This is a genomic window from Nonomuraea sp. PA05, from assembly GCF_008086045.1.
GTDB classification, from domain to species: domain Bacteria; phylum Actinomycetota; class Actinomycetes; order Streptosporangiales; family Streptosporangiaceae; genus Nonomuraea; species Nonomuraea monospora.
In genome coordinates, this window is sequence record NZ_VSEY01000054.1 from 1 (window position 1) to 12,514 (window position 12,514).

The window sequence follows — 12,514 nt, forward strand, 5'->3', positions numbered from 1 at the left end:
AGCGTCCCAGCCCAGAACGCGCCGATGCCCCGGCACGCGCGGCCAGGGCATCGGGACGGAACGGCGAGCCTCAGTGGTCGGAAGGGGACAACCTGCCCGAGCGGACGTCGTAGATGGCCCCGCTCACCGGCATCCCCTGCGGCAGGAACGGGAACGTCCTGATCCTGGTCAGATCGTGCTTGAGCGCCTCGTCCTGATCCGGGACCGTGTGGAACTCCAGGCTGCGCGTGTCGATGCCGCGCTCACCCGCCAGCGCGTGCACGTCCGCGTCCGTGGCCTTGGCCATGCCGCAGTCGGTGTGGGGCATGACCAGGACCCGGTCCACGCCCAGCAGAACGACGGCCAGCACGAGCGTGCGGAGCACGTCGTCCGTCACACGGGCGCCGGCGTTGCGCAGGATCTTGGCGTCGCCGGGCTTCAGCCCGAGGAGTCCCAGCGGGTCGATACGGGAGTCCATGCAGGTCACAACGGCGAGGCCACGCGCGGCCCGGCCCGTTAGGCCGGAGTCGCCGAACGTCTCGGCGAACTTCGCGTTGGCGGCATACAGGTCGTCGAACGCACTCATGTCACAAATCTTCTCTCATGCCGCAATTCTTGCGATGGCGGGGTGGCGACAGGCTGGAGTTGGCAAACCTCCCACGCATGGCCTTCACTTTGAGTGATGATGTCGTAGCCGTACGTACGTGACCCAAGAAGGTTTGTCGTGAGTAGGTCAGAATCGCTCGCCGTGTACCTCCGCGCCCAGGCCCGCCGCCGCCTCGATCGCGTGGAGACCAGGGATGACGGCCGTAACGCCAGGTCCGCCCTGGCTCTGCTCGATGCCGCCGCCTATGCGGGTGGTCTTCCCGAGGACGACCCGTTGATCCTCACGCTGGATCAGGCGGGGTGTTTCGGGCCGCTGGGGTGTGAGGGGTTCGATCCGGGGGAGGCGGGCAACAAGCTGATCCGGCAGTGGGAGGGCGGGGAGCCGCATGAGCTGCTGCTCGCCCTGCCCGCCGCCATCGCCGCCGCGACCTGAGACAAGACCTCAGACCTCAGACCCAGGCCGTGCTCGGGGCCGCGACGCCATACGCGAGCCGGGCCGCAACCGGGAACGCGGGCTGGGTCGTGGCCTGAGGGTGTGGGCTGGGGTGTGGCCTGTGGGCATGCTGGGCTGGGTTGCGACCCGAGGGCGCGGGCTGGGTTGCGGTCTGAGGGCATGCTGGGCTGGGCCTCGGCCCGAGGGCGTGGGCTGGGTTGTGGCCTGAGGGCATGCTGGGCTGGGTTGTGGCCTGAGGGCGCGGGCTGGGGTGTGGATTGACGTGGTGTGAGCGGGCACGGCGGGCGGCGGGTGTCAGGGTTTGAGCCCGACGCCCACGTACCACCACTCGCCACCCGCCAACTCCCTCTCCCAAGCCTCCTCCGGCCGCCAGGCATCCACGTGCGTGACGCCGGGCTCCAGCACCTCGAACCCCGACAACATCCGGGCGACCGCCGCGTGCCCCCGGTGGATCAGGGGCGCGTCCGCGTCGTCGTACACCTCGCGTGCCGCCTTGCCCACCTCCGGGTGGGCGTCGTCGGTGAGGTGGGAGACGACGAGCGCGCTGCCGGGCGCGAGCCGTTCGCGGAAGGCGGCCACCACCCCCCACGGATCGTCGGCGTCGGTCAGGCAGTGCAGCACGCCGAGGAACACCACGCCCACGGGCCGGCTGAAGTCGATCAGCTTCGTGGTCTCCGGGGCGTCGAGGATGGAGGCGGGCTCGCGGATGTCGGCGTGCACGATCGTGATGTTCGTGTCGGTGCCCGCGAGGAGGGCGCGGGCGTGAACGATCACCACGGGGTCGTAGTCGACGTAGACGACGTGCGCGTCCGGGTGGATCTCGCGGGCGACCTCGTGCACGTTGTTCTGGTTGGGCAGGCCGGTGCCGAGGTCGATGAACTGGTCGATGCCGAGGCCGGCGACGTGGCGGACGGCCCTGCCCAGGAACCGCCGGTTGGCCAGGCAGATCTCCCGGCTGGGCCCCAGGGCCATGATCTTCTCGGCGGCCTCGCGGTCGGCCGCGAAGTTGTCCTTGCCGCCGAGGTAGTAGTCGTACATGCGCGCGGCGTTCGGGATGCGGGGATTGATGCCCTTCGGTACGCGCGGGGGGTTGGTCATCTGGGCCCTTCGGGATCCGCGAAACGGTTGGAACAGATCGTAACGCCGTCGTGACAACTTTGTGGATCATTCCTGTCAAAAGCGCCGCCGCCTGAGCGAGTGATCAAGGCTCACCGCCCCCAGGATCAGCAGCCCTTCGACGATGGGGCGGTAGGTGGTGTTCCAGCCGAGCAGGTTGAAGCCGTTCCCGATGAGGGTCAGGATCAGCACGCCCACCAGGCCGCGCCAGACCGCGCCCTGCCCGCCGAGGATGCTCGTCCCGCCGATCACGGTCGCCGCGATGGCCGTCAGCTCCAGCAGCGTCCCCATGTCCGGCTGCGCCGAGCCGCCCCGCGCGGCGAGCACCAGCCCGGCCAGGGCCGCGCAGACGCCGCTGATCACGAACACCCCCACGCGGACGGAACGCACGCCGATGCCGGACAGCCAGGCCGCCGTGGGGTTGCCGCCGACCGCGTACACCCGGCGGCCGAACGTGGTGCGCGACAGCAGCACGGAAGTGACGACGGCCACCGCGACCAGCAGCAGCGAGGCCGCCGTGACGCCGCCCAGCACGGTCGGCCAGCTCAGCGACTGGAAGGCCGCCAGGCGCTCGGTGCCGGGGTAGACGATCGCGCCGCCCGTGATGACCAGCGCCACGCCCCGGTGCACCAGGCCGAGCGCGAGCGTGACGATGAACGAGTGCACCCGCGACAGCACCACGACCACGCCGTTGACCGCGCCGAGCAGGGCTCCGGTGGCCACGGCCGCCGCGTACCCGGCGGGGACGCCGGCGTGCTCGGTGACGACCACGGCGACGATGGCGCTCACGGCGAGCACCGCGCCCGCCGACAGATCGAACACGCCGCAGATCACGCACAGCGTCATCCCGCACGCCAGCAGCCCCACCACCACCGCCTGGTCGAGGAGGTTGACCAGGTTCCCCGGCGTCAGGAACGTGTCCGTGGCCAGCGAGAGCAGCACCACCAGGGCCGCGACCCCGGCGAGGATGCCGTGGTCGCGGGTCATTCGTCGTATTCGCCGCTCACCCGGGCCAGCGCGTCCTTGGTGCCCATGCTGGTGGCGGGCGGGACGTCCGTCATCACGTTCGTGGCGGGCACGCTCCTGCCGAGCGCCTTGGCCAGGCCCAGCTCGGCGGCCCTGGCGCCGAGGGTCTTGACCGGCAGGTAGTACGCGCCGAACCAGCGGCCCCGCTGAACCGCCTCGACGGTCTGGCGGGAGGCGCCGTTGGCGACGTACAGGATGTCCTTGCCCTTGGCCACGGCCTCCGCGCCGAGCACCGCTTGGGAGGAGCCGATGACCACGTCGATGCCGGGGTCCTTCTGCAGGATGTCCTGCATGGCCTTGCGCCCGCTCTCCTGCGTGTAGCCGCCCTCGACCTGGGCCTTGACCCGCACGCCCGGCGCGGACTCCAGCACGCGGACGGCCGCCTGAGTGCGGGCGTTGTCGAGGGGGAGCGCCTTGAGACCCTCAAGGTAGGCGACCTCGCACGGGCTCAGCTTCCTGCTCTGGCAGGCCTGGATCGCCAGCCTGCCGAGGCCCTCGCCGTTCAGCGTCGGCACGTCGATGAGCGTGATCGTGCCGTCCACCTGCGGCTCGGCGGTGTCGTACCGGGTGCCCACGGGGGTGAACTGCACGACGACGGAGATCCCCGCCCGCACGGCCGACTGGATGGCGGGCACCACGGCCGCCCCGTCGTTGGCCTGCACCACGAACACGTCGAAGCGTTCGGCCGTCACCGCGTCCTGTAACTGCTGCACCTGGGCCTGAGCGTCGAAGTTCGGGTCGAGGAACTCGGCCGTGGCGCCGTTGGCCCTCGCGTGCTCCTCGACCCCGGCGAACGTGGCCGCCGAGAAGGAGTTGGCCTTGGCGAAGCCGAAGAAGCCGATGCGTTTGGCCCCTCCGGAGGCGGTGGCCGGGGCGGTGGTGGCGCTGCCGCCCCGTTGCTCAGCCGGGTTGACGCAGCCGGCGGCGAGCAGGGCCACCAGTGCCAGGGCCGGTAAGGCAGTCCGTGGTGCGACCATCGAGGTCTCCATTCGCGTCGTCGGCGACTCGCCCGGGACTGCTGGTGATCATAGAGCCACGCGGCGAAGGGAGACCATGGATCGTCAGACGGGCTCCTGGCCCGGCTTCCACTTGATGCCGCACCCGAGCGACGGGTTCTGCTGCTCGGGCACCGGCCCGCCGTCCAGCAGGGCGTCGATGGCGGGACGCAGCGACGAGCCGGTCACCGGCACGTCGTTGCCCGGCCGCGCACCGTCGAACTCGCCCCGGTAGACGAGCTGGAACTGCGAGTCGTACAGGAAGAAGTCGGGCGTGCAGGCGGCGCGATAGGCCTTGGCGACGTCCTGGGTGTCGTCCAGCAGGTACGGGAAGCTGAACCCGGCCCTGGCGGCCTGCTCCGCGAGGTGTGTGGGGTCGTCGTCGGGGTAGTTCACGCTGTCGTTGCTGCAGATGGCGACGATCGACAAGCGCGCGCCGTAGTCCTTCGCCAGGGTGGCGAGACCGGATTCGATGTGCCGCACGTACGGGCAGTGGTTCGAGAGGAAGACCACGAGAGTGGCGGGAGAGTCCTTGAGATCTTCCAGCGATACGCTGCCGCCGTTGATGGCGGTCAGGTCGAACGAGGGCGCGGGTGTGCCGAGCGGAACCATGAACGAGTTGGCAGCCATGACATCCATTGTCGCGTGAGAGAGGCGGATATCGATGGGCGGCATCGCCGAGTTCAGGACTGTCGTGCTGGACTGCCCGGATCCCCAGCGCCTGGCGGAGTTCTACTCCCAGTTGCTGGGCTGGCCGGTCACCTCGGTCGAGGACGACTGGGTGGTGGTGAGCGACGGGGGCGCGCCCAAGCGGCTGGCCTTCCAGCTCGCGCCGGACTACCAGCCGCCCGTGTGGCCGAGCCCCGACCGGCCGCAGCAGTTCCACCTCGACGTCACCGTCACGGACATGGACGAGGCCGAGCGGCAGGTGCTGAAGATCGGCGCCACCAAGCACGATCATCAGCCCAGTGAGGAAGACGACTTCCGGGTGTACCTCGATCCGGCGGGGCATCCGTTCTGCCTGTGCCGGGACGAGTGAGGCTCCCGTTGCGGCGGCCCGGGCCCGGGCGATAGGGGACTGCTCCTGGGGCGGGGCGCCGCAACGGGGTTGTGCTCAAGGGGCGGCTCCGGTAGGTCGCCCAGCGGCGTCGGCCGCCCGGACGGCTACTCGTCCGAGGTGGCGGCCTCGCCGTCGCCCTCGGTGTCGGATCCGGCGCCGAGGGCACCGCCCACCGCGCCGATCGTGTGCGTCAGCCGCACCCCGGACCCGTCCCTGCGCCCGACCTCCTCCGGCAGCGGCACGGGCTTGCCCACCGCCGACACCGCCTTGGCGGGCGCCGGGCCGGCCCAGGCCAGCAGCAGCTCGTCCTCACCCTTCAGGAACCGCTGGGCGCGCACCCCGCCGGTGGCCCGCCCCTTGGCCGGGAACTCGGCGTAGTCGGACAGCTTGCCGCCGCCCACCTGCGTGCCGGGCAGCGCGGTGGAGGAGCCGGCGACGGTGACGACGTGCGCGGGACGCTCGGGATCGACCACCCCGAACCAGATCACCCTCGCCCCGCCGTCGAGCCGGATGCCCGCCATGCCGCCCGCCGGGCGCCCCTGGGGCCGCACGAGGGAGGCGGAGTAACGCAGGAGCTGGGCGTCGGAGGAGATGAACACCAGGTCGTGGGACTCGGACTCCAGCTCGACCGCGCCCACCACGGTGTCGCCGTCCTTCAGGGTGATCACTTCGAAGTCGTCGCGGTTGGCCGGGTAGTCGGGCACCACCCGCTTGACCACGCCCTGCGCCGTGCCCAGCGCCAGGCCGGGGCCGTCGGGGTCGAGGGAGCCGAGGCCGACCACCTTCTCGTCGGGCTGCAGCGACACGTACTCCGAGACCGGGTGCCCGCCCGACAGCGACGGCGGGTTGGCCGATGGTGGCAGCGTGGGCAGGTCGACGACCTGGACGCGGATCAGCCGGCCCAGCGAGGTGACCACGCCGACCTCGCCGCGCACGGAGGTGCGTACGACGCTGAGCAGCACGTCGTGCGCCGCGCGTTCGCCCTCGCCGGGCAGCGGCGTGGCGTCGGGGGTGCGGGCCAGCAGGCCGGTGGAGGAGAGCATGGCCAGGCACGGGTCGTCGGCCACCTGGAGGTCGACGACGGGGGTGCGGGTGACGCCCGGCGCCTCCAGCAGCACCGTGCGGCGCGGAGTGCCGTACTTCTTGGCCACCTCGGCCAGCTCGCCGGAGACGACCTGGCGCAGCTTGGTCTCGGAGGAGAGGATCTCGGTGAGCTGGGCGATCTCCTCGCTCAGCGTCTCCTTCTCGCGGTCGAGCTCCAGCTTGTCGAAGCGGGTCAGGCGGCGCAGCGGCGTGTCGAGGATGTAGGCGGCCTGGATGTCGGTCAGGTCGAAGACCTCCATCAGGCGGGCGCGCGCCTGGGCGGAGTCGTCGGAGGAACGGATGACCTGGATGACCTCGTCGATGTTGAGCAGCGCGATGATCAGGCCGTCGACCAGGTGCAGGCGCTCCTCGCGCTTGCGGCGCCTGAACTCCGACCTGCGGCGCACGACCTCCAGGCGGTGGTCGACGTAGACCTGCAGCATCTCGCGCAGCCCGAGGGTGCGCGGCTCGCCGTCGACCAGGGCGACGTTGTTGATGCCGAAAGTCTCCTCCATCGGCGTCAGCCGGTAGAGCTCCTCCAGCACGGCCTCGGGGATGAAGCCGTTCTTGATCTCGATGACCAGCCGCAGGCCCTTGTGCCGGTCGGTGAGGTCCTTCAGGTCGGCGATGCCCTGGAGCTTCTTGCTGGTCACCAGCTCCTTGATCTTGGTGACCACGCGCTCGGGGCCGACGTTGTAGGGCAGCTCGGTGACGATGATGCCCTTGCGGCGCGGCGTGATCTGCTCGACCGCGCACCTGGCCCGCATCCGGAACGTGCCGCGACCCGTCTCGTACGCGTCGCGCACGCCCTGCAGCCCGATGATCGAGCCGCCGGTCGGCAGGTCGGGCCCGGGCACGAACTTCATCAGGTCGTCGAGCGTCGCGTCGGGCTTCTTGATCAGGTGCCGGGCGGCGGCCACGACCTCGACGAGGTTGTGCGGCGCCATATTGGTGGCCATGCCGACCGCGATGCCGCTGGTGCCGTTGACCAGGAGGTTGGGGAAGGCCGACGGCATGACCGTGGGCTCGGTCTCCTGGCCGTCGTAGTTGGGCTTGAAGTCGACGGTGTCCTCGTCGAGCGACTCGACCATGAGCATGGCCGCGGCGGCCAGCCTGGCCTCGGTGTACCGCATGGCGGCGGGCATGTCGTCGGGTGAGCCGAAGTTGCCGTGGCCGTCGACCAGCGGCAGCCGCATGGAGAACGGCTGCGCCAGGCGGACCAGCGCGTCGTAGATGGCGCTGTCGCCATGGGGGTGGAGCTTGCCCATGACGTCGCCGACGACGCGGGACGACTTGACGTGGCCGCGCTCGGGGCGCAGGCCCATCTCGCTCATCGAGTACAGGATGCGCCGCTGCACGGGCTTGAGGCCGTCGCGCGCGTCGGGCAGGGCGCGCTGATAGATCACTGAGTAGGCGTACTCGAGGTAGCTCGCGCGCATCTCGGCGGAGACGTCGATGTCGACGATCCGCTCCTCGAAGTCCTCAGGCGGGGGTGCAGTCGTGCGTCGGGCCATCTTGTGCTGCGCGGCTGCCTCGGCCGTCGCGCCGAGGGGAAGCGCATCCTCCTTCTGTTCTCGTGCTGTAACCGTAGCCGTCAGCTCGCTTGCGAAGCGTCAGATCGGCGTGCGAGGCGTCGACGTAACCTGCCCCCGTCGCGGGGATCCGACGTGTGTGCCCCTGGAGATGATGACATGAGCGGGGTCTTGCATGGCATATCCAGGGCGACGCTGACGCCACGGTAACGATCTTTCCGCATGCGGTCGACAGGTGCGAGGAGAACGTCTTCAGCGGCATCCTACTCGATTTATCGCAGATGTGTTCGAGCGGCGAGCCCGAGGCCGTTCTCTCGCCTTGACCAAGCAATTGCTTGGGTCTTACCGTGCATCCAAGGGGATCCCACCTGTTCACCGGAGGCGTCATGATCGAGTTCCATCCCGTGACCAAGCACATCGGCGCCGAGGTCACCGGGGTCGATCTGCGCAAGCCGCTGTCGGAGGACGAGGTCGCGACCCTGCGGACGGGGTGGCTCAAGCACCTCGTGCTGTTCTTCCGCGACCAGCACATCGACGACGACCAGCACCTGCAGTTCGCCCTGAACTTCGGCACGCTCAACCACCCCGCCTTCAAGAAAGACTCCACCAGCCCCATCCACGTCCTCGACCAGACCTCACCCAAGGGCGAGGGCGGCGACGAGTGGCACAGCGACAACACCTTCGAGCCGACACCGCCCATGGGCTCGCTGCTGCGCTGCATGCAACTGCCCAGCGTGGGCGGCGACACCTGCTGGGCGAACACCTACCTGGCCTACGAGACGCTGTCCAAGCCCATCCAGCGGCTGTGCGACGAGCTGACGGCCGAGCACGACATCACCATGTCGATGAAGAAGGCCATCTCCAAGGGGCACCCGTTCGACCTGGCGGAGATCCAGGCCAAGTGGCCTCCGAGGACCCGGCCCGTGGTCCGCGTGCACGCCGAGACGGGACGCAAGGCGCTGTTCGTCAACCGGGCCTCCACCACGCGGCTCGTGGAGCTGAACGACCGGGAGAACGAGGCGCTGCTGCCGTTCCTGATCGACCACATCCGCTCGCCCGAGTTCCAGCTCCGGCTCCGCTGGCGACCCGGCACCCTCGCCTTCTGGGACAACCGGCCGACCCAGCACTACGCCGTCGCCGACTACACGGAACGCCGGCGGATGCACCGGGTCACGATCAACGCCTTCCCCGAGCACGCGGACAAATAGCCACTGCTTGACCACGCGGACGGCCCACGATGCGCGCGTCACGGCGGCCGGCCCCGTGAACCGGAGGAGCGTCTCCCTGGACAGGGGCCGGCCCCGTGCGGTGGGCGGGGTGAGTGCGGCTGTGCCGTAAAGGAGGAGAGAGTCTGGTAACAAGGGGAGCATGATTGATGCCCCCGATGCCGCGATGCTGCGGGAAGAGGCGGAAGAGCGCCTCCAGGCGCTCGCCGGCGAGCACGCCAGGCTCCGCGACGACCAGTGGGCCGCCATCGAGGCGCTGGTGCTCGACCGGCGCAGGGTCCTCGTCGTGCAGCGCACCGGATGGGGCAAGTCGGCCGTCTACTTCGTGGCCACCGCCCTCCTGCGTGAGCTCGGCGAAGGCCCCACCGTCATCGTCTCGCCGCTGCTCGCGCTCATGCGCAACCAGATCGCCGCCGCCGAGCGCGCGGGCATCAGGGCCGTCACCATCAACTCCGCCAACCCCGAGGCGTGGGAGGAGGTCTACGGCCAGGTCGCCGAGGGCATGGTGGACGTGCTGCTGGTCAGCCCCGAGCGCCTGAACAACCCCGACTTCCGCGACAACGTGCTGCCCGAGCTGGCCGAGAGCGCCGGGCTCGTGGTGGTCGACGAGGCCCACTGCATCTCCGACTGGGGTCACGACTTCAGGCCCGACTACCGCAGGCTGTCCACGCTGTTCGCGGAGCTGCCGCCGGGCATCCCCGTGCTGGCCACCACCGCCACCGCCAACGCGCGCGTCACCCGCGACGTGGCCGAGCAGATGCGCCTGCCCGCCGAGCTGCAGCCAGAAGGGCAGGACACGCTGGTCCTGCGCGGCCCGCTGGAGCGCGAGAGCCTGCACCTGAGCGTCGTCCGCCTGCCCAGCGCCGAGCAGCGGCTGGCCTGGCTCGCCCAGACCCTGCGCGAGCTGCCCGGCTCCGGCATCGTCTACACCCTCACCGTCGCCGCCGCCCACGAGATCGCCGGCTACCTGCGCGAGCAGGGGCTGGAGGTGGCCGCCTACTCCGGCCAGACCGAGCCGGCCGAGCGGCTGGCGGCCGAGGAGGCGCTGCTCAACAACAAGATCAAGGCGCTGGTGGCGACGAGCGCGCTCGGCATGGGGTTCGACAAGCCGGACCTCGGGTTCGTGGTGCACGTGGGTGCGCCGCAGTCGCCCGTCGCCTACTACCAGCAGGTCGGACGGGCCGGGCGGGGCGTCGAGCGGGCCGAGGTCATCCTGCTGCCCGGCACCGAGGACCGCGACATCTGGGCGTACTTCGCCTCGCTGGCCTTCCCGCCGGAGCCCGTCGTCCGCACCACGCTGCGGACGCTGGAGGAGCGGGGCGTCATGTCCACCCCCGCCCTGGAGACCGCCGTCGACCTGAGCCGCAGCCGCCTGGAGATGATGCTCAAGGTCCTCGACGTGGACGGCGCCGTCCGTCGCGTCAAGGGCGGCTGGGAGGCCACCGGCGCGGAGTGGTCCTACGACGCCGAGCGCTACCAGCGCATCGCCGCCGAACGCCGGGCCGAACAGGAGGCCATGCTCGCCTACCTGACCACGACCGAGTGCCGCGAACAGTTCCTGCGCAGGCGCCTCGACGACGACACCGCCACGCCGTGCGGGCGCTGCGACAACTGCACGGGCCGGCACCGCTCGCCGGAGATCGGCGCGCAGGCCGTCGAGAACGCCCGCGAGCGGCTGAGCAGGCCCGGCGTCGAGATCGAGGCCCGCAAGCAGTGGCCCACCGGCATGCCCGACCTGTCCGGCCGGATCAAGCCCGAGCTGGGCGCCGAGCCCGGCAGGGCGCTCGGGCGGCTGACCGACATCGGATGGGGCAACCGGCTGCGGGAGCTGTTCGCGGCGGAGGACGGGCCGATGCCGGACGACATGTTCGCGGCCGTCATCAAGGTGCTGTCCGCCTGGGACTGGCGCGAGCGGCCCGTCGCCGTGGTCAACGTGCCGTCCGCGTCCAGGCCCGCGCTGGTGCGCGGGTTCGCCGAACGGCTGGCCCAGGTGGGGCGGCTGACGTATCTGGGGGAGCTGGGCTACCGCGCCGGTACGCCGGGCAAGCAGTTCAACAGCGCCAAGCGGGTGCAGGCCATCAGGGGCACCCTGGCCATGCCCAAGGAGCTCGGCGCCGCGATCGCCCAGTGCGGCGGGCCCGTGCTGCTCGTGGACGACCGGGTCGACACCGGCTGGACGATGACGCTCGCCGCCGCCCAGGTCCGCCACGCGGGCGCCCCCGCCGTCCTGCCCCTGGCCCTGGCGGTCACGAGCTGACCCTCGTGGTTAGTCGCCCAGTATCGGGCTGACGTGCAGGTTGGCCGCCTTGGCGCCGCGCAGTCGCGACGTGCGGCGCCACGTCGCCGGGATCAGCACCGTCTCCTCGCCGGGCAGCTCGCGGTGGACGTACGTGGTGCGGAAGCCGTTCGGCTGCCCGCAGCACCTGCTCCGGCACGAGCCGAGGCGAGGGCGGATCACTCGAACGCGGCGGGCGCACGCCGTGCCTAGAAAGGCGGTCGCGCACCCAGGTGCATGATCGCCTTGGCGGCCAGCCGGCAGCCCGAGGACAGCGCCTCGGCCGGCGGCTTGCCCTCCAGCCACGCGGGCAGGAAGCCGGCGCAGAACGCGTCGCCCGCGCCCGTACCGTCAACGATCTTGTCGACCGGGTCGGCGGCCACCCGCACAGGGTCGGGACGGCCGTTGCTGAACCACAGCGCGCCCTCGGCGTTCATCTTGATGACGACCTGCGGGAACCACGCGGTCAGCACCTTGGCGGCGGCCTCGGCCTCGTCGCGGCCGGTCAGCACCTTTGCCTGGTCGATGTTGGCGAACAGCAGCTTGGCGCCGTTCGTCCACTCCAGGAACGGCTCGGCCCCGGTACGCTCCAGCGGCGCGGAGGACGCGCAGTCGACCGAGATCGACATGTTCGCGCGCCTGGCCATGTCGAGCGCCGCCAGCCCCGCGTCGCGCGAGCCCTCGTTGATCAGCGTGTAGCCCGACAGGTGCAGGTGCGCGCCCTGGGTGAACAGGTCGCGCGGCAGGTCCTCGGGGGACAGGGCGGCGTTGGCGCCGGGATCGGAGAGCATGGTGCGCTCGCCCTTGTGCGTCACCAGCACGACACAGGTGCCGGTCGGCCGCTCAGGGTCCATGACGAGCCGGGCGTCCACGCCGTAGCCCATCAGCTCCATGTCGCGGTTGCGCCCCGTGATGTCGGCGCCCCTGCGGCCGATGAAGGCCACCTCGGCGCCCTCGACGGCCAGCCAGGAGGAGATGTTGGCCCCTGAGCCGCCGCCGTGCATGGTGACGATCGCCGGGGTGTCGCTCGCCCGGGCGAGCGCATAACGGGCGCGAGCGACCGCGTCGGTCATGAGATCGCCCACCACGACGACCCGCGTCATGATGTCACCACCTTGCTGCCTTCAGAACGAGCTTGACCACGGCTAAACGCCACGGCAAA

Annotated in this window: 12 protein-coding genes; 4 read left to right on the forward strand and 8 right to left on the reverse strand. The window is 70.7% G+C overall.

All coding sequences use genetic code 11. The annotated features are described in order from the left end of the window. Window positions 1–70: 70 nt before the first annotated feature. Window positions 71–565, reverse strand: a complete 495-nt coding sequence (locus FXF51_RS52105; protein WP_148442297.1) for a beta-class carbonic anhydrase — start codon at window positions 563–565, stop codon at window positions 71–73. A gap of 138 nt (window positions 566–703) precedes the next feature. On the opposite strand from FXF51_RS52105, the gene FXF51_RS52110 reads away from it, so the two are divergent. Beyond that, window positions 704–1,018, forward strand: coding sequence for a hypothetical protein (locus tag FXF51_RS52110; RefSeq protein WP_148442298.1), 315 nt, complete (start codon window positions 704–706; stop codon window positions 1,016–1,018). 315 nt (window positions 1,019–1,333) lie between these two features. On the opposite strand, the gene FXF51_RS52115 is transcribed toward FXF51_RS52110, so the two are convergent. From FXF51_RS52115 to FXF51_RS52130, 4 genes are all read right to left on the reverse strand, one after another. Continuing rightward, window positions 1,334–2,137 (reverse strand): SAM-dependent methyltransferase, encoded by an 804-nt coding sequence (locus tag FXF51_RS52115; protein WP_148442299.1) that lies wholly within the window; start codon window positions 2,135–2,137, stop codon window positions 1,334–1,336. Between the two features lie 75 nt (window positions 2,138–2,212). Next, on the reverse strand, window positions 2,213–3,142 hold the full coding sequence (locus FXF51_RS52120) for an ABC transporter permease (protein ID WP_148442300.1): 930 nt from the start codon (window positions 3,140–3,142) through the stop codon (window positions 2,213–2,215). Beyond that, a complete protein-coding gene (locus FXF51_RS52125) occupies window positions 3,139–4,158 on the reverse strand; it encodes a sugar ABC transporter substrate-binding protein (RefSeq protein WP_148442301.1) in 1,020 nt (339 codons plus the stop codon). The genes FXF51_RS52120 and FXF51_RS52125 overlap by 4 nt, the downstream gene beginning before the upstream one ends. Window positions 4,159–4,242: 84 nt before the next feature. Then, entirely contained in the window at window positions 4,243–4,806 is a 564-nt protein-coding gene (locus FXF51_RS52130; protein ID WP_148442302.1) for a thioredoxin family protein, read from the reverse strand. A gap of 34 nt (window positions 4,807–4,840) precedes the next feature. Between FXF51_RS52130 and FXF51_RS52135 the strand changes: the two genes are divergently transcribed. Further along, entirely contained in the window at window positions 4,841–5,215 is a 375-nt protein-coding gene (locus FXF51_RS52135) for a VOC family protein (protein WP_148442303.1), read from the forward strand. A gap of 125 nt (window positions 5,216–5,340) precedes the next feature. Here FXF51_RS52135 and FXF51_RS52140 read toward each other — a convergent pair whose 3' ends face one another. Then, a complete protein-coding gene (locus tag FXF51_RS52140; protein WP_148442304.1) occupies window positions 5,341–7,833 on the reverse strand; it encodes a DNA topoisomerase (ATP-hydrolyzing) subunit A in 2,493 nt (830 codons plus the stop codon). Between the two features lie 404 nt (window positions 7,834–8,237). Here FXF51_RS52140 and FXF51_RS52145 point away from each other — a divergent pair, with 404 nt between their 5' ends. Together FXF51_RS52145 and FXF51_RS52150 are read left to right on the forward strand one after the other, a co-directional pair. After that, window positions 8,238–9,059, forward strand: a complete 822-nt coding sequence (locus tag FXF51_RS52145; RefSeq protein ID WP_148442305.1) for a TauD/TfdA dioxygenase family protein — start codon at window positions 8,238–8,240, stop codon at window positions 9,057–9,059. Between the two features lie 160 nt (window positions 9,060–9,219). After that, window positions 9,220–11,334, forward strand: coding sequence for a RecQ family ATP-dependent DNA helicase (locus FXF51_RS52150; RefSeq protein ID WP_262380454.1), 2,115 nt, complete (start codon window positions 9,220–9,222; stop codon window positions 11,332–11,334). Window positions 11,335–11,343: 9 nt separating this feature from the next. Here the strand turns inward: FXF51_RS52150 and FXF51_RS52155 are convergent, their stop codons facing one another. Then, window positions 11,344–11,535, reverse strand: coding sequence for a hypothetical protein (locus tag FXF51_RS52155; RefSeq protein WP_148442306.1), 192 nt, complete (start codon window positions 11,533–11,535; stop codon window positions 11,344–11,346). Between the two features lie 26 nt (window positions 11,536–11,561). Then, entirely contained in the window at window positions 11,562–12,455 is an 894-nt protein-coding gene (locus FXF51_RS52160) for a carbohydrate kinase family protein (protein ID WP_148442307.1), read from the reverse strand. Window positions 12,456–12,514 lie beyond the last annotated feature (59 nt).